23 protein-coding genes are annotated in these 26,335 nt (G+C 65.4%); 15 read left to right on the top strand and 8 right to left on the bottom strand.

All coding sequences use genetic code 11. From position 1 onward, the window contains the following. Positions 1-7 precede the first annotated feature (7 nt). Positions 8-2,836, bottom strand: coding sequence for an aconitate hydratase AcnA (acnA, locus tag ACVWY6_RS21135; RefSeq protein WP_023959337.1), 2,829 nt, complete (start codon positions 2,834-2,836; stop codon positions 8-10). A 290-nt stretch (positions 2,837-3,126) separates the two neighbouring features. Here acnA and ACVWY6_RS21140 point away from each other — a divergent pair, with 290 nt between their 5' ends. The 8 genes from ACVWY6_RS21140 (at position 3,127) to ACVWY6_RS21175 (ending at position 11,383) form a co-directional block, all read left to right on the top strand. Then, the gene (locus ACVWY6_RS21140) at positions 3,127-3,699 is read left to right on the top strand and encodes an Rv1476 family membrane protein (RefSeq protein WP_457540713.1); all 573 of its coding nucleotides are present in this window, start codon (positions 3,127-3,129) and stop codon (positions 3,697-3,699) included. A 341-nt stretch (positions 3,700-4,040) separates the two neighbouring features. After that, complete coding sequence (locus ACVWY6_RS21145; RefSeq protein WP_245969022.1) at positions 4,041-5,480, top strand: NlpC/P60 family protein; 1,440 nt, start codon at positions 4,041-4,043, stop codon at positions 5,478-5,480. 42 nt (positions 5,481-5,522) lie between these two features. Beyond that, positions 5,523-6,782 carry an AAA family ATPase gene (locus ACVWY6_RS21150; protein WP_457540716.1) on the top strand — a complete coding sequence of 420 codons (1,260 nt, stop codon included), beginning with the start codon at positions 5,523-5,525 and terminating at the stop codon, positions 6,780-6,782. Beyond that, complete coding sequence (locus tag ACVWY6_RS21155) at positions 6,772-7,713, top strand: DUF58 domain-containing protein (RefSeq protein WP_023959329.1); 942 nt, start codon at positions 6,772-6,774, stop codon at positions 7,711-7,713. Before ACVWY6_RS21150 ends, ACVWY6_RS21155 begins: the two co-directional genes overlap by 11 nt. Continuing rightward, positions 7,710-8,690, top strand: a complete 981-nt coding sequence (locus ACVWY6_RS21160; protein WP_023959327.1) for a VWA domain-containing protein — start codon at positions 7,710-7,712, stop codon at positions 8,688-8,690. The genes ACVWY6_RS21155 and ACVWY6_RS21160 overlap by 4 nt, the downstream gene beginning before the upstream one ends. Before the next feature lie 48 nt (positions 8,691-8,738). Next, the gene (gene fabG1 / locus ACVWY6_RS21165; RefSeq protein ID WP_023959325.1) at positions 8,739-9,464 is read left to right on the top strand and encodes a 3-oxoacyl-ACP reductase FabG1; all 726 of its coding nucleotides are present in this window, start codon (positions 8,739-8,741) and stop codon (positions 9,462-9,464) included. 44 nt (positions 9,465-9,508) lie between these two features. Next, a complete protein-coding gene (gene inhA / locus ACVWY6_RS21170) occupies positions 9,509-10,333 on the top strand; it encodes an NADH-dependent enoyl-ACP reductase InhA (RefSeq protein WP_030163033.1) in 825 nt (274 codons plus the stop codon). 9 nt (positions 10,334-10,342) lie between these two features. After that, complete coding sequence (locus ACVWY6_RS21175; RefSeq protein ID WP_457540719.1) at positions 10,343-11,383, top strand: ferrochelatase; 1,041 nt, start codon at positions 10,343-10,345, stop codon at positions 11,381-11,383. Positions 11,384-11,385: 2 nt separating this feature from the next. On the opposite strand, the gene ACVWY6_RS21180 is transcribed toward ACVWY6_RS21175, so the two are convergent. Then, a complete protein-coding gene (locus ACVWY6_RS21180; protein WP_116915372.1) occupies positions 11,386-12,213 on the bottom strand; it encodes a hypothetical protein in 828 nt (275 codons plus the stop codon). Between the two features lie 124 nt (positions 12,214-12,337). On the opposite strand from ACVWY6_RS21180, the gene ACVWY6_RS21185 reads away from it, so the two are divergent. From ACVWY6_RS21185 to ACVWY6_RS21195, 3 genes are read left to right on the top strand one after another with little or no spacing between them, the layout of a single operon-like run. Beyond that, positions 12,338-13,189, top strand: coding sequence for a DUF3097 domain-containing protein (locus ACVWY6_RS21185; RefSeq protein WP_457540722.1), 852 nt, complete (start codon positions 12,338-12,340; stop codon positions 13,187-13,189). Between the two features lie 39 nt (positions 13,190-13,228). Next, positions 13,229-13,657 carry an NfeD family protein gene (locus tag ACVWY6_RS21190; RefSeq protein WP_023959315.1) on the top strand — a complete coding sequence of 143 codons (429 nt, stop codon included), beginning with the start codon at positions 13,229-13,231 and terminating at the stop codon, positions 13,655-13,657. Beyond that, positions 13,654-14,865 carry an SPFH domain-containing protein gene (locus ACVWY6_RS21195; RefSeq protein ID WP_062798090.1) on the top strand — a complete coding sequence of 404 codons (1,212 nt, stop codon included), beginning with the start codon at positions 13,654-13,656 and terminating at the stop codon, positions 14,863-14,865. Before ACVWY6_RS21190 ends, ACVWY6_RS21195 begins: the two co-directional genes overlap by 4 nt. Positions 14,866-14,874: 9 nt before the next feature. Here the strand turns inward: ACVWY6_RS21195 and ACVWY6_RS21200 are convergent, their stop codons facing one another. From ACVWY6_RS21200 to ACVWY6_RS21210, 3 genes are all read right to left on the bottom strand, one after another. Beyond that, positions 14,875-15,447, bottom strand: a complete 573-nt coding sequence (locus ACVWY6_RS21200; RefSeq protein ID WP_457540724.1) for a hypothetical protein — start codon at positions 15,445-15,447, stop codon at positions 14,875-14,877. Then, entirely contained in the window at positions 15,444-16,025 is a 582-nt protein-coding gene (locus ACVWY6_RS21205; protein WP_116915369.1) for a hypothetical protein, read from the bottom strand. The genes ACVWY6_RS21200 and ACVWY6_RS21205 overlap by 4 nt, the downstream gene beginning before the upstream one ends. Positions 16,026-16,167: 142 nt before the next feature. Next, positions 16,168-16,893: a TVP38/TMEM64 family protein gene (locus tag ACVWY6_RS21210; protein WP_243404303.1), complete on the bottom strand. Its 726-nt coding sequence runs from the start codon at positions 16,891-16,893 to the stop codon at positions 16,168-16,170. A 163-nt stretch (positions 16,894-17,056) separates the two neighbouring features. Between ACVWY6_RS21210 and ACVWY6_RS21215 the strand changes: the two genes are divergently transcribed. The 3 genes from ACVWY6_RS21215 to meaB are packed head-to-tail and all read left to right on the top strand — an operon-like array spanning position 17,057 to position 22,218. Continuing rightward, the gene (locus ACVWY6_RS21215) at positions 17,057-18,940 is read left to right on the top strand and encodes a methylmalonyl-CoA mutase subunit beta (protein WP_457540727.1); all 1,884 of its coding nucleotides are present in this window, start codon (positions 17,057-17,059) and stop codon (positions 18,938-18,940) included. Position 18,941: 1 nt separating this feature from the next. Next, complete coding sequence (scpA, locus tag ACVWY6_RS21220; RefSeq protein WP_062798099.1) at positions 18,942-21,218, top strand: methylmalonyl-CoA mutase; 2,277 nt, start codon at positions 18,942-18,944, stop codon at positions 21,216-21,218. A 13-nt stretch (positions 21,219-21,231) separates the two neighbouring features. Beyond that, positions 21,232-22,218 carry a methylmalonyl Co-A mutase-associated GTPase MeaB gene (gene meaB, locus ACVWY6_RS21225; RefSeq protein ID WP_457540729.1) on the top strand — a complete coding sequence of 329 codons (987 nt, stop codon included), beginning with the start codon at positions 21,232-21,234 and terminating at the stop codon, positions 22,216-22,218. On the opposite strand, the gene ACVWY6_RS21230 is transcribed toward meaB, so the two are convergent. After that, a complete protein-coding gene (locus ACVWY6_RS21230) occupies positions 22,215-23,255 on the bottom strand; it encodes a nucleoside hydrolase (RefSeq protein WP_062798103.1) in 1,041 nt (346 codons plus the stop codon). The genes meaB and ACVWY6_RS21230 overlap by 4 nt on opposite strands. 113 nt (positions 23,256-23,368) lie before the next feature. Between ACVWY6_RS21230 and ACVWY6_RS21235 the strand changes: the two genes are divergently transcribed. After that, entirely contained in the window at positions 23,369-24,376 is a 1,008-nt protein-coding gene (locus ACVWY6_RS21235; protein ID WP_400730118.1) for an oxygenase MpaB family protein, read from the top strand. On the opposite strand, the gene ACVWY6_RS21240 is transcribed toward ACVWY6_RS21235, so the two are convergent. Together ACVWY6_RS21240 and ACVWY6_RS21245 are read right to left on the bottom strand one after the other, a co-directional pair. Beyond that, positions 24,367-24,855 (bottom strand): DinB family protein, encoded by a 489-nt coding sequence (locus ACVWY6_RS21240; RefSeq protein ID WP_457540732.1) that lies wholly within the window; start codon positions 24,853-24,855, stop codon positions 24,367-24,369. The genes ACVWY6_RS21235 and ACVWY6_RS21240 overlap by 10 nt on opposite strands. After that, on the bottom strand, positions 24,849-26,276 hold the full coding sequence (locus tag ACVWY6_RS21245; RefSeq protein WP_023959297.1) for an SDR family oxidoreductase: 1,428 nt from the start codon (positions 26,274-26,276) through the stop codon (positions 24,849-24,851). Before ACVWY6_RS21245 ends, ACVWY6_RS21240 begins: the two co-directional genes overlap by 7 nt. Positions 26,277-26,335: the final 59 nt, after the last annotated feature.

A 26,335-nucleotide genomic window follows, 5' to 3' on the forward strand; every position in this document is an offset into this window, starting at 1 on the left:
CCTCTGGTCAGCTCTTGAGCATGCTGCGCAGGACGTACTGCAGGATGCCGCCGTTACGGTAGTACTCCGCCTCACCCGGCGTGTCGATGCGAACCTTGGCATCGAACTCGATGGTGCTGCCGTCGTCCTTGGTGGCCGTCACCTTCACCGTCTGCGGAACGCTGCCGTTGTTGAGCTCTTCGATGCCGCTGATGTCGTACACCTCGGTGCCGTCGAGGCCGAGCGAGCCGTGTGACTCGCCCTCGGGGAACTGCAGCGGGATGACGCCCATACCAATGAGATTCGACCGGTGGATACGTTCGAAGCTCTCGGTGATGACTGCGCGCACACCGAGCAGCGAGGTGCCCTTTGCCGCCCAGTCACGAGACGATCCGGTGCCGTATTCCTTGCCACCGAGCACCACCAGAGGGGTTTTCTGTGCCGCGTAGTTCTGCGCAGCGTCGTAGATGAACGACTGCGGCGCACCGTCCTGGGTGAAGTCCCGGGTGTAGCCGCCGGAGACACCGTCGAGCAGCTGATTCTGCAACCGGATGTTGCCGAACGTCGACCGGATCATCACCTCGTGGTTGCCGCGTCGGGCACCAAGCGAGTTGTAGTCCTTGCGCTCAACACCTTTGGAGTCCAGGTACTGGGCGGCAGGAGTGCCCGGCTTGATGGTGGATGCAGGCGAGATGTGGTCGGTGGTGACCGAATCGCCCAGCTTCGCCAACACACGTGCACCCTTGATGTCGGTGACGGGCTCGGGATCTCGCTGCATGCCCTCGAAGTACGGAGGCTTACGCACGTAGGTGGAGTCCTCGTCCCACTCGAACGTCTTGCCGTCCGGGGTGGGCAGGTTCTGCCAGCGCTCGTCGCCCTTGAAGACATCTGCGTAGTCCGACGCGTACTGCTCGGGCGAGATCGAGTCCGTGATGGTCTGCTCGATCTCCTCACCCGAGGGCCAGATGTCCCTGAGGTAGACGGGGTTTCCGTCGGTGTCGTTGCCGAGGGAATCGGACTCGAAGTCGAAGTCCATCGTGCCCGCAAGTGCGTAGGCGATGACCAACGGCGGCGAGGCAAGGTAGTTCATCTTCACATCGGGGTTGATGCGACCCTCGAAGTTGCGGTTACCCGACAACACCGCGGTGGCGGTCAGGTCGTTCTCGTTGATGGCCTTGGAGATCGCCTCGGGCAGCGGGCCGGAGTTACCGATACACGTGGTGCAGCCGTAGCCGACCAGGAAGAAGCCGAGCTTCTCCAGGTATGGCCACAGGCCGGCCTTCTCGTAGTACCCGGTGACGACCTGCGAACCCGGGGCCATCGACGTCTTCACCCACGGCTTGGACGTCAGACCCTTTTCCACGGCGTTGCGGGCCAGGAGGCCGGCACCGAGCATCACCGAGGGGTTGGAGGTGTTGGTGCAGCTGGTGATCGAGGCGATCGACACGATGCCGTGGTCGAGGACCATCTTGCCGTTCTCGGTCTCCACCTCGACAGGCTTGGTCGGCCGTCCCTCTGCCCCCTTGGCCGCAGAGAGGATCTCCTGTTGGCTGCGCGGCAGATCGGCGCCATCGTCGGCGAACTGCAGAGTGGCCGGGTCAGAAGCCGGGAAGCTCTCTTCCACCGTCTCGTCGAGCTGGGTGTGATGCGCCGAATCACCGTTCTCGACGTAGTTGTAGATGTCCTTGCGGAATGCGGTCTTGGCATCCCACAGACCGATCCGGTCCTGCGGACGCTTCGGTCCCGCAATCGAGGGGACCACCTCGTTGAGGTCGAGTTCGAGGTATTCGGAGAAGACCGGTTCGGTATCCGCGTCGAGCCACATGCCCTGTTCTTTGGCGTAGGCCTCGACGAGCGCGAGCTGCTCCTCGCTGCGGCCGGTGAGCCGCAGGTACTTCATGGTCTCTTCATCGATCGGGAACATCGCGCACGTGGAGCCGAACTCTGGGCTCATGTTGCCGATGGTGGCGCGGTTGGCCAGCGGAACCGCCGAGACACCCTTGCCGTAGAACTCGACGAACTTGCCGACCACGCCGTGCTTGCGGAGCATCTCGGTGATGGTGAGCACCACGTCGGTGGCGGTCACGCCCGGCTTCGTCTCGCCGGTCAGCTTGAAGCCGACCACGCGGGGGATGAGCATCGAGATGGGCTGGCCGAGCATGGCTGCCTCTGCCTCGATGCCACCGACGCCCCAGCCGAGAACGCCGAGGCCGTTCTCCATGGTGGTGTGCGAGTCGGTGCCGACACAGGTGTCGGGGTAGGCCTGCTGTACGCCGTCGGCGTTCGGCCGGACCATGATCGAGCGTGCGAGGTGCTCGATGTTGACCTGGTGCACGATGCCGGTGCCGGGCGGGACGACCTTGAAGTCGTCGAAGGCACCCTGGCCCCAGCGCAGGAACTGGTAACGCTCGCCGTTGCGCTGGTATTCGATGTCCACGTTGCGCTCGAAGGCCTGGGCGTTGCCGAAGGCCTCGATGATCACCGAGTGGTCGATCACCATCTCCGCAGGAGCGAGCGGGTTCACCTTGTTCGGGTCGCCGCCGAGCTCCTTGACCGCCTCACGCATGGTGGCGAGGTCGACGATGCACGGCACGCCGGTGAAGTCCTGCATGATCACGCGCGCAGGCGTGAACTGGATCTCGATGCTGGGGTCGGCGGTGGCGTCCCAGTTCGCGATCGCGGTGATGTGGTCTTTGGTGATATTCGCGCCGTCTTCGGTGCGAAGCAGGTTCTCGGCGAGAACTTTGAGGGAGTAGGGGAGTTTGTCGGTTCCCTCGACAGCGTTCAGACGGAAGATCTCGTACGAGTTCTCACCGACCGTCAGCGTGCCGCGGGCGCCAAAGGAATCGATACTCATCGCTTTACGTCAGCTCCACTCTTCGTGTTGTCGGCCGGCGGGGGCTGTGCCGGTCCGGGTAGTTGTCGGCAGCTTCACCGATCTGGACGCAAGCAGTGGGCTGCACCGCATGCGCTCTACCGTCGATTCTAGCAGTACGAGCGTACTGGTAAAGCCGCCGGGTCGGTTCCGGGCATGTCCGGTGTGTCGGACAGGCGCGGTGATGCTGGGACTCCCCAATTGTGTCGTAATGTGCAGCCGTAGGTTGGCTTCTGCCAGCAATGCCCCCGATCCACAGATTCGGAGAACACGTGGCACCCACGCCGAGCTTGACCATCATCCCGCCGGACGTGAACCTGCCCGAGCTGCAGGCCGGACTGGCCGATGACGGAGTCGTGGCGCCACCGGAGATGACCCCGCGAATCCTGCAGGTTGTCGCCGAGGCGAAGGACAAGGGCTACGACGTGCATTTCGTGGTGACGGACAAGGTGTATCCCCGGATCACCTACTACCGCGACATCGCCACCGAATTGCAGCAGGACACAGGCGGCACCGTCATCGTTCTCGGCGGCAATTACGTCGGTTCGGCAAGTGACGAGTTCAGCCGAGTGCAATTGGAACAGGCCACAGACAATCTGACGATTTCGAATCCGCCCGTCGCAGCCGAGCAGATGTTGGACCGGATGACCGAGCAGACCCAGGTTCCGTGGACCGTTGTCACGCTCGTGCTGATCGCCGTGGTCGCCGTGGGTGCGGTGGTGGCCCGCAAGCTGCAGTTGCGCAAGGGAACTCCCACCGAGACCGATCCGGCGTCGGTGCACACCGCCGCTGAGTCGCAGGCCACGCCGCGCGCCGGCGGCGGCTCTTCTGCCACCGCCGTCTGAATTGACGCCAGAACTACACGATTGTAGTTCTGCGATATCCAATTCGTGACCTTCGGCATTGTCCGAGTTCACGGCGTTTCCGCAGGTAATGACGCTAATGTAATTTGTGACTACTGTTTCCTTCGGGGTTCTTGTGGCGTACGGTTCCGTATGTCATCGGTGGTGCTAATGGGGAAGTTGATCACCATCGTGGCGATGGCCAGGTATGCCGCTGATTCGGCGGCGACCGGCGCAATGTCAGATCTGCGAGGGAGTTCTTTGTGAGGCGACGCACTGCATTCGGCATACGCCGTCGACCTTTTTCCGTGTCCACCCGACGGCGTGGTGGTGCCCGAACATCGGTGGCAGTCGCGTTTGTCGCGGCGGTCGCGGTGGGTTTCGGGCAGTTGTCCGCAGGGACAGCGGTCGCCGAACCACCCAGCAGTGCCGACAAGATCGCCACACTGATCAATCAGATCGCCGATACAAATCAGAACCTGGTCAACCTGGACGGCGACGTCGCGGTCAAACGCGAAGCGGTCAACCGCGCTCTCGTCGACCTCCAGAACGCCAGGGAAGCGCAGCGACTGGCGGCCATCGCCGTGCGTGGTGCCCAAGAGGCGTTACAGGGCGCTGCCGGCGCAATTGCGCTCGCGGAGACCGACTTCGACGGGTTCATCCGGAGTCTGTACACCCAGGGCAACAGCCAGGGATCGATGGCGGCCTATCTCTCGGGTGATCCCGGTGCGGTCCTCGATCGGGCCTCGGTCATCGATCAGCTGAGCAAAGATCAGCAGGAGACGATCACCCGGCTGCAGCAGGCCCGCAACGAAGAGGCCAACCGCGCGGCCACCGCGCAGGCCACCGAACAGCAGGCCTCGTTCGCCGCCACCACCGCCGAGAACCGCCAGGCCGACGCGCAGAGCGCGATCACCGAGGCGATCGAGGCAGTCAAAGCCGAGAACGCCCGACGCCAGAAGCTGCAAGCCGATCGTGACGAGGCGCAGCGGCAGCTCGAGGCGCTCCGAGGACAGCCGACGCCTGTCACCTCACCGGGCGCGCCGGGATCGATCCTGCCCGATCAACAGGCCGCGATCGAGGACCAGGCGCACCAGGCCGCGTTGCGTGCTGCGGCCGATGCGGCAGGCAAGCTGGCGCTGAACACCAGCCAGCAGATGCTCGCTGCGCTGGTCGGATCGCTGACCCCTCCGCACACCGATATCGATGAGCCGACGACCCCGACCACCCCCGTCGACCCGACCGATCCGACCACCCCCGTCGACCCGACCGATCCGACCACCCCCGTCGACCCGACCACCCCGACCGAGCCCACCACGCCGACGACCCCGTCACCGGGGACGGTCGACCCGGGAGCCGAAGGCCCCGCTGCGGTGGAGATCGTGGTCAACCGCGCGATGTCGCAGCTGGGTGTGAGTTATTCGTGGGGTGGTGGTGACGCGAACGGTCCCACCCTCGGTATCCGCGACGGTGGCGTGGCCGACTCGTACGGCGACTACAACAAGGTGGGCTTCGACTGCTCCGGGCTGATGATCTACGCGTTCGCCGGCATCGGGATCTCGCTACCGCACTACACGGGTTACCAGTACACGTCGGGTCCGCAGTTCCCGCTCTCGGAGATGCAGCGCGGCGACATGATCTTCTACGGGCCCAACGCGAGCCAGCACGTCGCCCTCTACCTCGGGGACAACACGATGATCGAGGCCCCGCAGTCGGGTGACGTCGTGAAGATCTCGCCGTTGCGGACCAGCGGAGCGATGCCCTACGTGGTGCGGCTCGCCTGATCTGATCGATCCAGCCCGGGGCCCTATGTCGACCCGCCGCAGATGCCGGACGTGGCTGGCTCCACCGGCGGCCCAGTACCCTCGGTGCAGTCAGTACAAGGATCGAACAGACCCCGGAGGGTATCGGTGACCTCAGCGCAGGACGACAGCAAGACCTCGGCAGAGGAATTCAAGCTCACGCAGTCCGACGTCGCCTTGCTCGAGAAGGCGATGTTCGAGGTCAAGAGGGTCATCGTCGGGCAGGACCGACTGGTCGAACGCATCCTGGTCGGTCTCCTGGCCCGCGGTCACATCTTGCTCGAAGGTGTGCCGGGCGTGGCAAAGACCCTTGCGGTCGAGACGTATGCGACCGTCATCGGTGGCAGCTTCTCGCGAGTGCAGTTCACCCCCGACCTGGTGCCCACCGACCTCATCGGTACGCGTATCTATCGGCAGGGTCGTGAGGAGTTCGACACCGAACTCGGACCCGTGGTGGCCAACTTCCTTCTCGCCGACGAGATCAACCGTGCACCCGCGAAGGTGCAGTCGGCGCTCTTGGAGGTGATGGCCGAGCGGCATGTCTCCATCGGCGGCACCACCTATCCGATGCCCGACCCGTTCTTGGTCATGGCGACGCAGAACCCCATCGAGAACGAGGGCGTGTACCCGCTGCCCGAGGCACAGCGTGACCGGTTCCTGTTCAAGATCCTGGTCGACTACCCGGCGGTGGAGGAAGAACGCGAGATCGTCTACCGGATGGGTAACGTCCCGCCCAAGGCATCCCGCGTTCTCGACGCGGAGACGATGGTCCGCCTGCAGAACACCGCAGCGAATGTCTTCGTGCATCACGCCCTCGTCGACTATGTGGTTCGAGTGATCAACGCGACCCGGCGACCGGCCGAGCTCGGCATGCACGATGTCGCGGGATGGCTGGCATACGGCGCATCCCCACGCGCCACGCTGGGCATCGTCGCGGCTTCGCGCGCGCTCGCGCTGGTTCGTGGCCGCGACTACGTGATTCCCCAGGACGTCGTCGAGCTCATTCCCGACGTGCTCCGCCACCGGTTGGTACTCAGTTACGACGCGCTGGCCGACGAGGTGGATGCAGATGCCGTCATCACCCGGGTGTTGCAGACGGTCGGTCTGCCCCAGGTCAGCGCACAGCCGCTGGCCACCCCGCCCACCGTGGGTGGACAGGCCCCGCCGCAGCAGTCGCCACAGCAAGGCCAGCCGGCGTATTCGCAGGGGCCCGGTCCTCTGACCAAACCTGCTGCCGCGCAAGCCAACCCGGCGCAGGGCAACCAGTCGCACTATGGCGGATAACAGCACGCTCCCGTCGTTCGGCGCCGGTACCCTCGAAGACCCCAAGCTGACCGCAGCACTCAAGACCCTGGAGATCGTGGTTCGCCGCAAGCTCGACGGGGTGCTGCAGGGTGAACACCTCGGGCTCATCCCGGGACCGGGGACCGAGCCGGGGGAGGCCCGCGAGTACCAGCCCGGCGATGACGTCCGCCGGATGGATTGGTCGGTGACGGCCCGCACGACCCATGCTCACGTCCGGCAGATGGTGGCCGATCGCGAACTCGAGACCTGGCTCGTCGTCGACATGTCGGCGAGTCTGGACTTCGGCACCGTCAACACCACCAAACGTGATCTGGCGGTGGCGGCGTGCGCGGCCATCGCCCACCTCACTCTGGGCGGAGGTAACCGATTGGGCGCGGTGGTGTGCACCGGCGATCAGGTGGTGCGAATCCCTGCCCGCGGTGGCCGGGCGCACGCTTTGAGCACCCTCAAGACCATTGCCACCACCACCCGTGCGAACGACGGTGTGCGCGGCGACCTGTTCGCCGGGATCGACGCCCTGCGCAGGCCCGAGCGACGCCGGGGTCTGGCCGTGGTGGTCAGCGACTTCCTCGGGCCGATCAACTGGGACCGCCCTTTGCGGGCTGTGTCCGGTCACCACGATGTCCTCGGTGTCGAGATCCTGGATCCGCGCGACATGGAATTGCCTGCGGTGGGTGAGGTGGTGCTACGCGATGCCGAATCGGGACAGATCCGCGAATTGACGATCACCGACAAGGTGCGGGCCGATTTCGCCAGAGCCGCCGAAGATCACCGGATGGCGGTGCAGCGCGCGTTGAGGCAGTGTGGTGCACCGACATTGGCGCTTCGCACCGACCGCGACTGGATCGCCGACGTCGTGCGATTCATCGCGCAGCGGAGGCGGGGAATGAACGCGGGGGCCACCCGATGAGCTGGTTCGACTTCGCGTCCCCCTGGTGGTTGCTGATCATCCTCGTCGTGGCCGCCTTGGTGGCCGGGTACATCTACATGCAGCGGCGACGGCAGAACCGTGCCCTGAAGTTCGCCAATCTGGACCTGCTGAACACGGTTGCCCCACAGACCCGCAGCCGGACGCAGCACATTCCGATCGTGCTGATGGTGATCGCCCTGCTGGTGCTGACGGTGGCGATGGCCGGTCCTCAGGCCGACCGAAAAGTGCCGCGCAACAAGGCCACCGTGATGCTTGTCATCGACGTGTCCCGATCGATGGACGCAACCGACGTGGCCCCGTCGCGGCTCAAAGCTGCTCAAGAGGCCGGTAAGAAGTTCGCGGACGAACTCACCGAGGGCATCAACCTGGGGTTGATCTCATACGCCGGAACGGCGACCACTCTGGTGTCGCCGACACCCGACCGTGCCGCCACCAAGGACGCGATCGACAAATTGCGCCTCGACGACAAGACCGCGACCGGTGAGGGCATCCTCGCCGCGGTCACGCAGATCAAAACCCTCAATGCCGTACTCGGTGGCGACAAGGGTGCCCCGCCCGCGCAGGTGGTGTTGCTGTCGGACGGCAAGGAAACGGTGCCCGACGACCCCGACGACCCCCGCGGAGCTTTTACCGCGGCCCGTAAGGCGAAAGAGGATCGGATTCCGGTCAACACGATTTCCTTCGGAACCCGCGGTGGGACAGTCGAACTGGAAGGTGACCGGATCCCGGTGCCCGTCGACGACGATTCGCTCCGCAAGATCGCGCAGTTGTCGGAGGGCAAGTTCTTCACCGCCTCGAGCCTTGATGAACTCAACCAGGTCTACGGCAATCTCCAGGATCAGATCGGTTACGAGACCCGGCGCGGCGACGCGTCCCGCCCGTGGCTGATCGCCGGCACGCTGCTCGTACTCCTCGCGGTCGGCAGCGCCGTGGCGATCAACCGGCGCCTGCCCTGATGGGACCACGTACACCTCCACCGACAACAAGGCGATAGGTTGACCGTCATGGCTGACAGCAACGAACAGGTGTCCCGGTCGGTTCTGGTGACCGGGGGCAACCGTGGAATCGGATTGGCGATCGCGCAACGGCTGGCCGCGGACGGGCACAAAGTGGCCGTCACACATCGTGGTTCGGGCGCGCCCGAGGGTTTGTTCGGCGTCGAATGCGACGTCACCGACACCGAATCGATCACCCGGGCCTTCGCGGCGATCGAAGAACACCAGGGCCCGGTGGAGGTGCTGGTCTCCAATGCCGGCGTCACCGACGACACCCTGCTGATGCGGATGACCGAGGAGCAGTTCGAGAGGGTCGTGGACGCCAACCTCACCGGTTCGTTCCGCGTCGCCAAGGCCGCCTGCCGGTCCATGCTGCGCAAGCGATTCGGCCGCTTCATCTTCCTGGGATCCGCGGTGGCGATGATGGGGACCCCCGGCCAGATCAACTACGCGTCGTCCAAGGCGGGACTGATCGGAATGGCTCGATCGCTCACCCGCGAACTCGGATCTCGATCGATCACCGCCAATGTCGTGGCACCCGGACTGATCGACACCGACATGACCGCCGAACTGCCGGACGAATACAAGGAACAAGCCGTGAAGCTGATCCCCGCGGCGCGCGTCGGCAGGCCTGAAGAAGTCGCCGCCGTGGTGAGCTGGCTGGCGTCCGACGATTCGGCATACGTGTCCGGTGCCGTGATCCCTGTCGACGGCGGTCTGGGCATGGGCCACTGACCGTCTGACCTGTAACAGCCCACATCCAAAGCAAGGGAGCACCAGTGAGCGGACTTCTCGACGGCAAGACCATCCTGATCACCGGGATCATCACCGATTCCTCGATCGCGTTCCACGCGGCCGCAATGGCGCAGGAGCAGGGCGCGCGGGTCATCATCACCGGATTCGACCGCCTGCGGCTGATCGACCGGATCGCTCAGCGACTCCCCAAGGAGGTCCCTCCCGCCGTCGAGCTCGACATCACCGACGAGGAGCACCTGGGCACGCTGGCCGACCGGCTCAAAGAGCTTGCGCCCGAGGGTATCGACGGTGTGCTGCACTCGATCGCCTTCGCGCCCAGGACCCTGATGGGCCCCGAGGCCAAGCCGTTCCTGGAAGGTCCCGGGCCCGATGCGGCGCAGTCCTTCCAGGTGTCGGCCTGGAGTTATGCCGCACTTGCGCGAGCAGTGTTGCCTGCGATGAACGAGGGTGGCTCGATCGTGGGGATGGACTTCGATCCGCGCACGGCGATGCCCTACTACAACTGGATGGGTGTGGCCAAGGCCGCCCTCGAATCGGTCAATCGGTATGTGGCGCGTGAGGTGGGCGAGGCCAAGCGGATCCGCTCCAACCTGGTGGCCGCAGGCCCCATCAAAACCCTTGCCGCCAAGGCGATCGCGGGTACGGCCACCGGCGACGCGAAGAAGCTCAATCAGCTCAACGAGTACTGGGATGGTGCGTCCCCGATCGGCTGGGACGTCGATGACGCAACCGTTGTGGCGAAGTCGATCTGCGCGCTGCTGTCGGACTGGCTGCCGGGCACGACCGGGTCGATCGTTTACGTCGACGGCGGGGCCAGCCACAACACCTGGTTCCCGGAAGACATGTAGGTCCACCGGATGAGCGCAGACTTCGATGCTGTTCTGGTGTTGTCCTTCGGCGGGCCCGACAAGCCCGCCGACGTACGGCCGTTCCTCGAGAACGTCACGCGCGGCAGGGGTGTGCCACCGGAACGGCTCGACGAGGTCGCCGAGCACTACTACCACTTCGGTGGTGTCTCGCCGATCAACGCGCTCAACCGCGACCTGATCGCCTCGTTGGAGGCCGAACTCGCACAGTCAGGCATCGATCTACCCGTCTATTTCGGCAACCGCAACTGGCACCCGATGATCGAGGACACGCTCGCGCGCATCCATTCGGACGGGCACCGTCGAGTGCTGGTGTTCCCGACGTCGGCGTGGGGTGGATATTCGGGCTGCCGACAGTACGACGAGGACATCGCCCGTGCCCTGGACTCGTTGGGACCGGATGCGGATTCGATGGTGTTGCGCAAATTGCCACATTTCTGGAATCACCCGGCGATGACATCTGCTTGCGCCGACGCGATCCGCGCTGCTCTCGGACGTCTACCGGAAGACGAACGTGATGACGTACGGCTGATCTTCACCGCCCACTCGATCCCCGACTCAGCCGACAAGGCGGCCGGGCCGCCCGAGGACGGGGGAAGGCTCTACAGCAAGCAGGTCGCCCAGGCGTCCCGATTGGCCGCGGCCGCTGCGGGTTTCGACGTTTTCGACCAGGTCTGGCAGTCACGCTCGGGACCACCGCAGATCCCGTGGCTGGATCCCGATATCTGCGATCATCTCGAAGACGTTGCCGCCCAGGGTGTTCCATCGGTGATCGTATGCCCGATCGGGTTTGTGTCAGATCATCTCGAAGTGCTCTGGGATCTGGACAACGAGGGCAAGGACAAAGCCGACGAACTCGGGCTGACGTACGAGCGAGCCGCCACCGTCGGCACCGATCCGCGGTTCATCTCCATGATCGTCTCGCTGATCAGCGAGCAGCTTGCCGGTGAAGTGCCGTTTCGACCGGGGATGACCGAGAACGGGTCTCCCTGCGCGCAAGGATGTTGCGCGCCGGTGCGACGGCCGGCCTGACCTCAGACCCGGTTGTTCGACAACAACTCTGAGATCACCGCATTGGTCGCACTCATCCGGGCCACCCGCACGGTGCGGGCGAGATCACGGAGGGCTGAATCGCCGGTGTGCTGTTCGCCGACGCTGTAGCCGAAATCCGGGGCCGCCTGCTGCGCCACGGAGAGAATGGCCGCCACGTGTGCCGCCTGTTCGAGGATGCGTTCAGCGCGCGCATTGACCCCTGGAGGCAACTGCTGAGCTGCCAACCGGGTCAGTTCTGCGACCTTCTTGCGGGGGTCGGTCAATGAATCCGTTGCTGTGGATCGCGGCATCCGCAAGCCGTCCAGAAGGTCGGCTGCAGAGCGGATACCCTCCCGTAGGTCGTATTCGACGGCGCCGAGGGAATGGATGACGGGGATCATCGCCGTCTCGACGGTGTGCACACCCCAGCCGATCGTGTACCGGTCGAGCCGGCGCGGGACGAGGGCGTACCTTCCGGGGACGACAAGGAGTTCACCCGACTCGAGTGCTGCGTTGGTGATCGGTCCGCGAGGCGGCAAGCCGAGCATGTCGCCGGGAGCCACGAGCAGAACCGCCAGTCCCTGCGCCGAGCTACCACCTCGAACGAGCCTCAGTAGGGCGTCGCTCTCCTCACCTCGGGGGCTGAGCGAAAGCGATTGCGCCGCAATGGCATCAGCAGCCAGTACGCGATGTCGCGCGCTCCACCAGCCGAGGACATCGAGCACGTCGTCGGGGGAGCATCGGCCGGCCTGCCAGGCTGCACCCCACGCACCCAGAGCGCTGCTCACGCCCTGCGTGTCGGTCGGGTAGTCGAAATCCGCGTCAGTCATCGTGCTTCCTGGTTGCTGTTCTGCGAGCTACGCTCAGCCCGTTCACCCGGCCACTTTAGCGCCGAAAACGGGTACGCGGCGTGCCTGGCGGAATGCACCCGGAACGGGCCCTAACGTGGTGGCGATGAACAGCACTGGACCACATCACCGAGTCCCGGATCGTTACGGTCGCGATGTACTCTCCGAGCCCCGCCGGCCCACTCGCCCGGCGGTTCCCGAGGTGACCGCCGAACGGGACCTGGTCGTCGAGGACGCCGCCAGCGGATTCTGCGGCGCGGTGGTCGGTTTCGAACGCAGTTACGACGGGGAGTTCGTGCGGCTGGAAGACCGGCGAGGATCCACCCGGATCTTTGCATTGCGCCCCGCGGCATTCCTCATCGATGGGTCACCGGTGACCCTGGTCAAACCCGTCCGAAAAGCGCCTGGGGCGCCGGCCCGCACGGCCTCGGGTTCCGTTGCCCCGGTCAGCAGGAGAGCCCGGGTGGCCCGCGCCAGCAGGTTGTTCGTCGAAGGTGTGCACGACGCTGCGTTGATGGAACGCATCTGGGGCGACGACCTGCGGGTGGAAGGTGTGGTGGTTGCCAGCCTCGACGGCCTCGACAATCTGGATGAAGCGCTCGCCGAGTTCGAGCCCGGGCCGACTCGGCGGGCGGGCGTCCTGGTCGACCACCTCGTCGCCGGGTCGAAGGAATCGCGGCTCACCGAACGTGTCGGTCCGCATGTGCTGGTCTGCGGGCATCCCTACATCGATGTGTGGGAGGCAGTGAAACCGGCAGCGGTCGGCATCGGTGCGTGGCCGAAGATCCCGCGCGGGATCGACTGGAAGACAGGGGTGTGCAACGAACTGGGCTGGGGTTCGCCACGTGACGGCTGGCGGAAGGTGAACAGCTCGGTGTCGAGTTTTTGTGACGTCGAGGTGCCGCTCATCCGCGCGGTGGAAGAGCTGATCGACTTCGTCACCGCCATCGAATCCTAGAGCCGCACCGACCGGTCGTGAGCATGGCAGACTGGGGAAATGGGCGCACTCCTGTGGTTGGTCGCCGGATTGATCCTGATCGGCGCCGAGACCCTCAGCGGTGATCTGATCCTGCTCATGCTCGCCGGTGGTGCGCTTTCGGCCGCGGGTGTCAGCGCAGTGTTCGACCCCCCGTTGTGGGTGGACGGGGTCGTTTTCGCGGTGGTGTCCCTGCTCCTGCTCTTCGCCGTACGCCCGGTCGCACGCAGGCACATGTTCACCCGCCCCCGCCTTGCCACCAACACCGAAGCACTCGTGGGCCGACAAGCCCTGGTGATCACACCGGTGGACGAACGTGGTGGACAGGTCAAGTTCGGCGGCGAGGTCTGGTCGGCCCGCGCAGCCACTCCAGGTGACCACTTCGCCGAGGGCGAATCGGTGACGGTACTCGAGATCGACGGTCCGACCGCCGTCGTGTGGAAAGGATGAACGCCGTGATCGTCGGACTCATCATCATCGCCGTCCTCGTGCTGGTGGTCGGGGTGATCCTCGTCAAGTCCATCGCACTCATCCCTCAGGCCGAGGCGGCGGTGATCGAACGCCTTGGCCGCTACACCAAGACGGTGTCCGGTCAGCTGACATTGCTGGTGCCGTTCGTCGACCGCATCCGTGCTCGGATCGATCTGCGAGAACGCGTGGTGTCGTTTGCCCCACAACCCGTCATCACCGAGGACAACCTGACCGTTCTGATCGACACCGTCGTGTATTTCCAGGTCACCGTCCCGCAGGCGGCGGTGTACGAGATCAACGACTACATCGTCGGCGTCGAACAGTTGGCCACCACGACGCTGCGCAACGTCGTCGGTGGGATGACTCTCGAAGAGACCCTGACCTCACGTGACTCCATCAACGCTCAGCTGCGTGGGGTTCTCGACGAGGCCACCAGTCGATGGGGCCTGCGCGTCGCCCGGGTCGAACTCAAGAGCATCCTCCCACCGCCGTCCATCCAGGAGTCGATGGAAAAGCAGATGAAGGCAGATCGTGAGAAGCGGGCAACGATCCTGACCGCGGAAGGTCAGCGGGAATCGGCGATCAAGACCGCCGAGGGCAACAAACAGAGTCAGATCCTCTACGCCGAAGGCGCCAAGGCGGCGGCGATCCTGACCGCGGAGGGCGAACGGCAGTCACGGATCCTGCAGGCGCAAGGCGATCGCGCCGCCACGTACCTCCGTGCCGAAGGTGAAGCCAAGTCGATCCAGAAGGTCTTTGCCGCGATCAAAGCCGCAAAACCGACACCGGAACTGCTGGCCTACCAGTATCTCCAGCAACTACCGGAGATGGCCAAGGGCGAAGCCAGCAAGGTGTGGGTGGTCCCGAGTGACTTCGGATCGGCGCTACAGGGATTCGCGAGATCATTCGGTGTCCAGTCCGATGACGGGGTGTTCCGGTACGAGCCGGCCGCCGACGACGGCAGCGCCCAGCCGGACGACACAGACATGTCCAGCTGGTTCGAAACCGCAGCCGATCCCAAGGTGGCCCAGGCCGTGGCCGAGGCTGAGGCAGTGGCCCGCAAGCCGGTCGATGACGATCCGCTGCTGGCCCGTCCGCGCACGGATCCGGGCATCGATCAGGCCGGTGCCTCGGACCAACCCGGCTGGCAGACGCCGGCGATCGACCCCGGCAGGGTTGAGCAGTAGTTCAAGATCTCAGTGCAGCAGTAGATATCCGGTGCCGGCCACCGCAGCAGCCCACAGCACCGATGCCAACGTCCCGATGATGAACTGTTCGGCGGCACCCGGTTCGCGGAGTTCCGGGTAGCGACCGAGTCCCTTGACCGCCAGCACTATTGCTATCGCCTCGGGCCATCGCAGACCCAGTGCTGCCACCACCGCGATCCGCTCCAGGTATCCGATGACGCGGCCTCCTCGCAGTGGCGTCGGCGCTGGTGGTTCCGGTGCATCTCCGGGGCCGGCCGTCGCCGGTTCCGGTGGCCGGGTGTCCAGTTGCCACGGTTCTATGCCCCCGAGCAGCAAGGCGCCGCGAACCAGCAAGGTGCCGCCGGTGACCGCGGCCAGAACGGTGAGGCAGTGGGTGATCACCGCGGCCGCGCCCGAGGCCCGGTCGGCGAGCAGGGCGAGCACCGCCACCCCACCGAGAGCCAGGGGCGTGGCCACCGCGGCGATGAGGTTCGGACCGGTCCGATGTCCGATCGGCGCTGCGGCAAGGATCAGTGGCAGCACAGCGGTGACCCCGAGTAGGACAAGCGCAGCGATGATCATGAATGTGCCGACTGCAGTAGATGTATGGCCAGCAAACGCGTCTCCTCCTCGATGTACCAGTCCGCGGCACGCAATCGCTGCGACAGCGCCTGCGGGGTGATCCCGAGTGTGGCAGCAGCCACCGACTGAGTCTGTCCCGAGCGCATCTGGCGAGCCGCGGCGTGTCCGGCATCCGACCGTCCGGCGACCGTGCGGACCAGCAACCGAAGCCCGGTCTGGGCGTATGTGCAGGGCATCGGGTCCGGCCCCACGACGGCGACGCTGTAAGGGTTGGTCTTCGCGGCGTTGACCGCGTCGCGTGCGCGTTCGAACGCGGGACCCCGCCCGGCGCGAGTGATGGATGGCAACGGGAGTTCCACGGTGCCGATCCCGACCCCGATACTCCACCCACCTTCTTCGGCGAGGGTGAGCACTGTGTCGATGACTGCGGCGGGGTCGTCGAGTACCGCTTGGAACTCATCTCCCGCGGTTCGATCGAATGGGCGGATGACCGGGATGTGGGTCAGCGACTGCAGCGCGTGGGGTACCCGGTCGGCTTCTCGTCGGCTGTGCCGTTGGTCGATGGTGACGACGTACATCGGGCATCCCGTCCGTTATCAAGTACATAACCTTGATCGGAGGGTATCAAGCCAGCAGCCTTTACTTCAAGGAATTCCGCTCTCAGACTTGTCGGTCGGCGACCCTCGGTGGACTCACCCGTGACGCCGGGGCAACCTTCGCTCAACCAGCACGGTTCGAGAGTTCATCTGCAGGCTTGTCGGTGTTCTCCACATCGCCATCGGTGGGTTCCCTCACCGACAGCCTCGTGTCGAGGATCAGACCGAAGACGCCGAGGCTGAACAGGCCCGCCGACAACGCCAGCATGACCGGATCGCCGTCTCCTGCGAGAGCATTGCCGAGGATCACCACGGCTGCTGTTCCCGGTGCGACACCGATCACCGTGGCGAGCGCATAAGGCACGAACTTGATGGCAGACAGAGCTGCGACGTAGTTGGTGACAGAGAACGGAAACGCGGCGATCAGCCGGAGTGACCCGACCGCAAGCCATCCCCGGCGTTCCATGCGCAGCTCCACCGACCGCGCAACCGGGTGGCGTAGATAAGGCCGGATACGTTCTCGTCCCAGGCGCCTGACCAGCACAAAAGCCATCAAAGCCGCGAATATGGTGGCCAGCATCGCACCGACGAAACCCACCAGCGGACCGAACAGCAAACCGGATGCTGCCGTGAACGCCGAGCGCGGTACGGGCCCGATTGCGATGACGGCATAGCCGATGAAGAAGATCCAGACGAAGTTCGGCCCGAACGAGTCGGCCCAGTCCCGCAGCCTGCCCACCGAGGGCAAGGGGATCAGGTAGGCGCCGAGCAGGACGGCGATCACCACCACCAGTCCGCCGAGCGCCCGGATCACCGCGGTTCGCCCGGTGAGCCGGCCACTGAATTTCACGGACTCAAGGATACGGGCGAAAAAGTCGCAAAGATGTGCGCGACGCCACTGCTCGGGCATCGACTCCCCGTACCGGGCCGAGCGTTCGATCGGATAGTGTCGATTCACCTCAAGATGCGATAGAGATCACGACGTCACAAGCAGATCGAAGGGCTCACGCCGAATGCCGGATACCCGACCAGACCTCCACGACCTGGAGTCCAGTTACCAGCAATGGTCCGACTCCGCCGCACAGGTGCTCGCGAAGTCCAAGCGCGTAGACGTCGCCGATCTGCGCGACACCCCAGAGACGCTCTTGTCGACCACCACCCCGGATGCGTTGACCATCAAGCCGCTCTACACGCGGCGCGACGAACTCGACGAGCCCGGGTTGCCCGGGTCCTACCCGTTCGTCCGAGGCAGCGACCGCGTGCGGGACGTCAACATGGGGTGGCGAGTCACCGAGCGCTTCGGCGACCCGGTCGGCGAGCCCCAGGATCCGGCGGCCCTGAACCAGGCAATTCTGGAGGCACTGAACAACGGGGCCAGCGGGCTGTGGCTGACGGTCGGTGACTCTGCCATCGCCCCGAAGGATCTCGCCGCCGTTCTCGACGGCGTCTACCTCGATCTGGTTCCGGTCACACTCGACGCCGGTGCCGCGGGCATCGAGGCCGCTCAGGTCCTCCAGCCACTCCTCCCGGACGCCGCGACGGTCGGCACGGTCAGCTCCTATGGCCTCGCGCCTCTGACCGCCGCGTTCTCCGGGCGTCCGGCGGTTGCACTCGCCGATGCGATCGCGGTGGCGGCATCGGCCGGCGCGGCCGTGCGGTCCATCCGTGTGGACGGCACCGACTTCGCCCTCGGTGGCGCCACCGACGTGCAGGAACTCGCCTTGGTCACCGCCGCCGGCGTCGAGTACCTGAGGGCCCTCACCGCGGCCGGACTGACTGTAGACAAGGCCCTGAACCAGCTGACGTTCGCACTGTCGGCCACCGACGACCAGTTCGGAACGGTGGCCAAGTTCCGCGCGATCCGCCGCCTCTGGGGACGGGTCGCCGAGGTCAGTGGAGCACCTGAAGCCGGGGGAGCGGTGACCCACGGGGTGACCGCGCTGAGCATGATGAGTCAGCGTGATCCCTGGGTCAACATGCTCCGGGTGACCACGGCCACCTTCGGCGCCGGAGTCGGCGGTGCCGATCAGATCACGGTGCTGCCCTTCGACGTGGCGCTGCCACCGGCAGACCGGACCACCAGCCCGAGCTTCTCCCGCCGGATGGCACGCAACACCCAGCTGCTCCTCATCGAGGAGTCGAACGTGGCCAAGGTGCTCGACCCCGCGGGTGGTGCATGGTTCGTCGAGTCACTCACCGACGACCTCGCTGCATCGGCGTGGGCCCTGTTCCAGGAGATCGAGGCCAAGGGCGGGTACCAGAAGGCCCTCGACGACGGATGGATCGGCGAGCAGGTCTCCATCTCCCTGGCAGCCCGAGACGAGGCCGTCGCCCACCGGACCACCTCGCTCACCGGCATCAACGAATTCCCCAACCTGGCCGAGAAGCCGCTCACCACACCAGGTTCGGCCGACTTCGTCGACCTGCCGACCGCAGCGCCGAATCTGGCCCGCACCGCTCGGCCGTTCGAGCGTCTGCGGGATCGTTCCGATGCGTTTCTCGCATCCCACGGAAAACGGCCGATCGCCATGCTGCTCCCACTCGGGTCGGTCGCCGAACACAACGCCCGTACGACGTTCATCGCGAACCTGCTGGCGGCCGGTGGCATCGAGTCGGTCAATCCGGGACCGCTGACCGCCGACGCCATCGCTGCCGCGAGGGCGACGTCCGGAGATCCGGTTGTCGCGGTCCTGTGCGCGGCCAACCCGCGCTACGAGAGCGACGGCGCAGGCGCCCTCGCAGCCGCTCGCGAGGCCGGATTCCACACCGTCCTGCTCGCCGGGCCGGCCAAGGCGTGGACTGACGAGCAGAACGCGCCGGACGGGTACCTGCAGATCGGGATCGACGCGATCTCGACGCTGACAGAACTGCTGGACACGATCGAGGCGGAGAGCTGACATGACCAGTACTCAGAACAAGGCGACCACCACTCCGGCCGGGCAGTCGGTGCCGAACAGTTTCGCCGACGTCCCGTTGACGGGAGAGGCCGCGGTCGCCGCACCGGGAGACAGCGATCAACTCGTGGCCGATCTCGCTCAGGCACACGGCTATTCGACCGAGCAGGTCACGTGGACCACCCCCGAGCAGATCGACGTCCGCCCGTTGTACACCCGCTCGGACCGTGACGCCATCACCACCGACGGCGAGCATCCCTATCCGCTGGACACCGTGCCCGGCGCCGTTCCGTATCTTCGCGGGCCGTACCCGACGATGTATGTGAACCAGCCGTGGACCATCCGGCAGTACGCGGGATTTTCGACCGCCGCAGAGTCCAATGCCTTCTACCGCCGCAACCTCGCTGCCGGCCAGAAGGGCCTGTCGGTCGCCTTCGACCTGGCCACCCACCGCGGTTACGACTCCGACCACCCACGTGTCGCCGGTGATGTCGGGATGGCGGGCGTCGCGATCGACTCCATCCTCGACATGCGTCAGCTGTTCGACGGTATAGATCTGGGGTCGGTGTCGGTGTCGATGACCATGAACGGCGCCGTACTCCCGATCCTGGCGCTGTACGTGGTGGCCGCGGAGGAACAGGGTGTGCCCCCGGAGAAGCTGGCCGGGACCATCCAGAACGACATCCTCAAAGAGTTCATGGTGCGCAACACCTACATCTATCCGCCGAAACCGTCGATGCGCATCATCTCGAACATCTTCGAGTACACCAGCACCAAGATGCCGCGCTTCAACTCGATCTCCATTTCCGGCTACCACATCCAGGAGGCCGGGGCCACAGCCGATCTCGAGCTGGCATACACCCTCGCCGACGGTGTCGAGTACATCCGGGCGGGCATGGAAGCCGGCCTCGACGTGGACAAGTTCGCACCCCGCCTGTCCTTCTTCTGGGGCATCGGCATGAACTTCTTCATGGAGGTCGCCAAACTCCGGGCCGCCCGCCTGATCTGGAGTGAGCTGGTCGCGAAGTTCGATCCGAAGAACGCCAAATCGCTGTCGCTGCGCACACATTCGCAGACCTCGGGCTGGTCGCTGACGGCACAGGACGCATTCAACAACGTGGCCAGGACGTGTATCGAGGCAATGGCCGCCACGCAGGGCCACACCCAGTCGCTGCACACCAACGCCCTCGACGAGGCCCTCGCGCTGCCCACGGACTTCTCGGCCCGCATCGCGCGTAACACTCAGCTGCTGCTGCAGCAGGAGTCGGGTACCACCCGACCGATCGACCCATGGGCGGGCTCGAATTACGTGGAATGGCTCACGCATGAGCTGGCCAACAAGGCCCGCGCGCACATCGCCGAGGTCGAAGAGGCAGGCGGGATGGCCCAGGCCATCAACGAGGGCATCCCGAAGCTCCGGATCGAGGAGGCGGCTGCCCGCACCCAGGCGCGGATCGATTCGGGTCAGCAGCCCGTCATCGGCATCAACAAATACCAGGTCGACGAGGACCAGGAGGTCGAGGTCCTCAAGGTCGAGAACTCCAAGGTGCGCGGAGAACAGCTCGAGAAGCTGAAGACGCTTCGCGCGAACCGGGATTCCGACGCGGTCGAGGCCGCGCTGGCAAACCTCACCCGCGCCGCCGCCGACGACAAGGGCGGCATGGACAACAACTTGATGGCGCTGGCGATCGAGGCGGCGCGGCATCAGGCGACCGTGGGTGAGATCTCCGAAGCGCTCGAGAAGGTCTACGGCCGCCACCAAGCAGAGATCCGCACGATCAGTGGGGTGTACCGACATGAGGCCGGACAGGTGAGCAACATCGACGCGGCGATCGACATCGTCGAGAAGTTCGCCGAGGCCGAGGGACGCCGTCCCCGCGTGCTGGTGGCGAAAATGGGGCAGGACGGCCACGACCGAGGCCAGAAGGTCATCGCCACCGCATTTGCCGACCTCGGATTCGACGTCGACGTGGGCCCTCTGTTCCAGACCCCCGACGAGGTCGCCCAGCAGGCGGCCGACAACGACGTTCACGTCGTGGGGGTCTCGTCGCTGGCCGCGGGTCACCTGACCCTGGTGCCGGCGCTGCGCGATGCGCTGGCCAAGGTCGGGCGCGGCGACATCATGATCGTGGTCGGTGGAGTGATCCCGCCGGGAGATTTCCAGGAGCTCTATGACGCAGGCGCCGCTGCCATCTTCCCGCCGGGAACGGTCATCGCCGACTCGGCGGTCGAGCTGATCACGAAGCTGGCCGCCGAACTGGGGCACGAGCTGGCGTCTTGAGGCACTCATAGGTATGGCCAGACCACCACTGGATCTGGCGCAGTTGGCTGACGCCATCCGCGCAGACAAACGGCCCGATCTTGCTCGAGCCATCACTCTGGTCGAGTCGACGAGGGCCGATCACCGGGCACAGGCACAAGAGTTGCTCCTGGCGCTGGGCCCCGACTCCGGCGATTCGTATCGTGTCGGCATCACCGGTGTGCCGGGAGTCGGCAAGTCCACCACGATCGAAGCGCTCGGCATGCACCTCATCGAGCAGGGCCACAAGGTTGCGGTCCTGGCGGTCGACCCGTCGTCGACACGCACGGGCGGGTCGATTCTCGGCGACAAGACCAGGATGGGTCGGCTGTCGGTGAACCCGAACGCCTACATTCGGCCGTCACCGACATCGGGAACGCTCGGCGGTGTCGCCAAGGCCACTCGCGAGACCATCGTGCTGCTCGAGGCCGCGGGCTTCGACGTGGTCCTGGTGGAGACCGTCGGTGTCGGACAGTCCGAGGTGACCGTCGCGAACATGGTCGACGTCTTCTGCTTCCTCACCCTCGCCCGCACGGGAGACTCGTTGCAGGGCATCAAGAAAGGCGTGCTCGAACTCGCCGACATCGTGGTGGTGAACAAGGCCGACGGCAAGCACCAACGCGAGGCGCGCAGTGCCGCAAAAGAACTCCAGGGTGCGCTCCGACTGCTGTCGCCACATGACGCCCTCTGGCGGCCTCCGGTGCTCACCATGAGTGCGATGGAGAATGTCGGGGTCCGGGAGTTCTGGGAGACGGTCCTCAAGCACAAGGACGTGCTCGAGCAAGCGGGGGAGTTCCAGGCTCGGCGCAACAAACAGCAGGTCAACTGGATGTGGTCGATGGTCACCGACCAGTTGCTCCGCCGACTGGACTCGAGCGAGGCAGTACGGGGGATCCGCGGCCGTATCGAGGAAGAGGTACGGGGAGGCACCCTGACGCCGGCGCTGGCCGCGAACAGGATCGTCGAGGCGTTCGACGGCTAGTCGTGTAGCTGCTGCACCGTCACCGCAAACGCCGCCACGCGTTCGATGAGCGCGTCGAAGAACAGTTCGGGATCGGTTGCGTCGGCGATGTCCGCGTTGTTCTCCCGACCCCAGAACTGCCGTTCGTCGGCAATGGTCGTCCCACGTGTGAGAGCACCCTCGGTCTCCACGTCCACGCACGCAGGCCGGGTACGCGCAACAGCAGGATCAAGCGCAACAGCGGCCGCGAACGGGTCGTGCATGTGGCAGATGTATCCCTCGGCGTGGGCCTCGTGGAACTCGAAGTAGAACCGGACGGCGTCGACCAGATGCCGGATGACAACATTGCTCGCCACCGACCGGACCCCCTGTTCATCATCGGGGCCTGGCTGTTCGACGGGGCTGGACTCGGCGAGCGCGGCCAGGCGGCCCAGGTGGTCCGGCGTCATCCGGATCGTCTCGGTGAGATCGAGTGGGCAGATGATCGGCCGTGGGGCACCATCAACACCGAACGCCGCGAACACTTCCTTGGCTGCCTCCGGATCGACGGCGATGTTCCATTCGGACGTGGGCGTTGTGTTGCCGGGGTGATGGAACGTCCCACCCATGATGACCAGCCGCCGAAGTCGGGTCGGCAGGGCCGGGTCGCGTCGGATGGCCAGCGCAAGGTTGGTCAGGGGCCCGGTGACGAGTCCGACGAGGTCACCCGAATGTTCTTCGCTGAGTTCGATCCAGGCGTCGGCCGCATCGCGGTGGGAGGGGGACGACGTGGGCGCCGGCAACTGCGCGTAACCGACCCCGAGCGGCCCGTGGGTGTCCTCGGTGGTCATCAGTGAGCCGGTGAGTGGGCCTGACGCTCCGAGACACACCTCGATGTCGTCCCGGCCGCACAGTTCGAGCCACGCCAGGTTGTTCCCACACACCACATCCGTCGGCACATTGCCCCCGGTCGACAGGACAGCCCGCAGATCTGCGGCCGGATGGGCGAGCAGGTAGAGCAAGGCCAGCGAGTCGTCGATACCCGTGTCGCAATCGAAGATAAGGGGGACTGTAACCACCCGATGACCCTAGTGGATGGCCCGAATGTACCCGAGAAAGTGCTGCGGAACTGCCACGTGTTCTCGTTTTGGTGCTAATCTGATCACGAGCGTTTCCCGATGGAAGGTTTCCGATGACGATTGCCGAGTCCGTATCCACCAACACTGCCGCGCCGGCACGTCCCCGAATCGCTGCGCCCGGTGAGGGCGAAGATTCTCTGATCAACAACATCGACGGCGACATCGAGCTGATCCCGCCGGACTCGATCACTGCAGAGTTGACCGGACATTTCACATTCCTGCCGGTCAACGGTGCGGCTTTCGTGATGCAGGTGATGCTCCCGGTGATCGGCGATGTGGTGGACAAGTATTCGGTGTTCCGCACCGACCCGGCCGGGCGTGCGATCCGGTCGGTGGATTCCGTTCTCCGCTGGATCTACGGCGGACAGGAGGCGATCGAAGAGGGCAAGAGACTGCGCCGGATGCACCAGCCGCTGCAGATGAAGAACTCGCAGGGCAAACACATCAGCGCACTCAATCCCGAGGCGTATCAATGGGTCATCGCCACCGCGTATCCCACGACGATCAAGGCCGGACCACTTCTGATCGGCCGGGAGTTCAACGCCGAGGAGAAGCAGGAGATCTTCCGCGACAATCGTCGCATCGCCAAGATCGTGCAGGTGCCGATGAAGGGTTACCCCACCACGATCGAGGAGTTCGGCGAGTACTACGAAGACTTCGTCAACAACAAGCTGGTCGCGCACAAGGTCGCACTGGAGCTCATCGGTCAGATGCGCGAAGCGCCCCCGATTCCCGACTCCGTTCCGGCCGCACTGCGACCGGCGGCGAAGAAGGCCGCCAAGTTCGCCATGTCACCGGTCCAGAACCTCAACTACCTGACCACGGTCGGGGTGATGGATCCCCGCGTTCGCGAGATTCTCGGCCTCACGTGGAGTGACCGCGAGCAGCGGGACCTCGAGCGGATGCACACCGTGATCCGTGGTTCGTACAAGGTTCTGCCCGAGCGACTGACCTACTTCCCGCTGGCGTACCACGCCCGCCGCCACCATGCCGCAATCCAGGCGATGAAGAAGCGCGAAACCGGCGGTGCCGCATACAAAGTGGGTAAGAGTCACGCCTGACGAAGGACGTCGCGTGTGAGTTCGAGCTGGCCGAGGTGCTGGGCCAGCTCGCGCACCACGTGTGTCAACACCCACTCCGGGGTGGCGGTTGCGACCTCCGGACGGGTGGAACCGGTGACGGTTCGATCGCGAATCCCTTCGCGTAGTGCGACATCCACCCACTCGGGCAGACGCGCACGAACATCATCGACCCGTGTGATCAGGTCATCGACCCGCCCGGTGGCAGTGAACTCGGCGGCGCGGTCCCGCGGGATCTTCAGGCCGGCGATCACCGAGCCCGCCCAGTGCTCGATCACGCCGACGCAGTGGAACACGATGGCGTAGGGACTGTTGGCGCCCGGCAGATCCGGCCTGGTGTTGGCCAGCTCGTCTCCCAGGCCCTTCAGGATCTCCGTCATCGACGACAGGCTCTCGCCGGTGATCGTCAAAGTGGCTTCAGCCACACGGGCTTCGGCGTCGTCGTGCCGCGGCGTCACCACGGGTACGGCTCGAAGTCTTTGAGAAAACAGCCGTACAGGTCGATACCGGCTTCGCCCTGCACCACCGGGTCGTACACCCGGGCCGCTCCGTCGACGAGGTCGAGGGGAGCACGGAAGCCCTCCTCTGCCAGTCGGATCTTGCTGGTGTGCGGCCGTTCGTCGGTGATCCACCCGGTGTCGACGGCGGTTACCAGGATCCCGTCCTCGTAGAGGTCGCCGGCACTCGTGCGCGTCAACATGTTCAGCGCCGCCTTCGCCATGTTGGTGTGAGGATGACCGGGTCCCTTGTATCCACGCGAGAAGATGCCCTCCATCGCCGACACGTTGACCACATACTTGCGTCGCGCCGTCGATGCCCGGAGGGCCGGGGTGAGCCGTGACAGCAGGATGAATGGAGCCACGCTGTTGCAGAGCTGGACTTCGAGCAACTCCAGCGGGTCCACCTGGTCGACGGTCTCCACCCAGCTGTTGCTGTCGACCAGGTCGGGCAGCAATCCGCCTGCGTCGATGGCAGTTCCGTCGGCGATGCGTGCGGGAGCCGCAGATCCCGCAGTCATGGCCAGGGAGGCGAGCGCCTTGGCCGCCGAGTCAGAATCGCCGCCTGAGGCGAGCGACTGCGGATGCAGCTCACTGCTGTCTCCCATGGTCAGCACCGGTACCGCTGCCGCGGGGCCGGTGAGCGGTGCTCGTTCGGCGTCGGCGAGCGAACTGTAGGCGCCGGCGGTGCGCCGGACCGTCTGTGCGGCATTGTTGATGAGGATGTCGAGAGGTCCTTGTGCTGCAACCGAATCCGCCAGCGCTGTCACCTGTGCAGGATCGCGGAGGTCGATACCGACGATGCTCAGGCGATGCAGCCATTGGTCGGCGTCCGGCTGCCGGGCGAATCGCCGGGCCGCATCCTTGGGGAACCGGGTGGTGATGGTGAGGTCGGCACCGTCGCGGAGCAGCATCAGCGCGATGTACATGCCGATCTTTGCCCTGCCGCCGGTGAGAAGCGCACGGCGGCCGCTCAGGTCGGTGTGCTGGTTACGTTTGTCGCGGTTGGCGGCCGCGCATCGTGGACAGAGTTGATGGTGGAACGCGTCGACCCGGGTGTAGTCCTGCTTGCAGATGTAGCACGGCTGGGGGCGGATGAGCGTTCCGGCGGTGCTGCCGGGCGCGCCCGTCAGCGGTAGGCCCGCGGTCTCGTCGTCGATGCGGTCCGGCGAACCGGTCGCGGTGGCCGCCAGCACCTTCCGGTCGGCGTCGAGACGGGTCTGATGAGCTTGCTTCTTGCGGCGCCGTTTGGCCCGCTTGAACATCAAGGCCACGGCCCGCTGCACCGTGACCGAATCAGGATGATCTGCGTCGAGTTCGGTCACCTGGTCCAGGACACGGTGGAAGACCGCCAAGTCGGCGGGATCGATGAGGTGGGCGTGCACCCGAGTATTGTAGTGCGCCCGGTCGACCACCCTGACCGCGCGATACGGTCCTCCGCTTG

It is taken from the genome of Williamsia sp. R60, assembly GCF_054063855.1.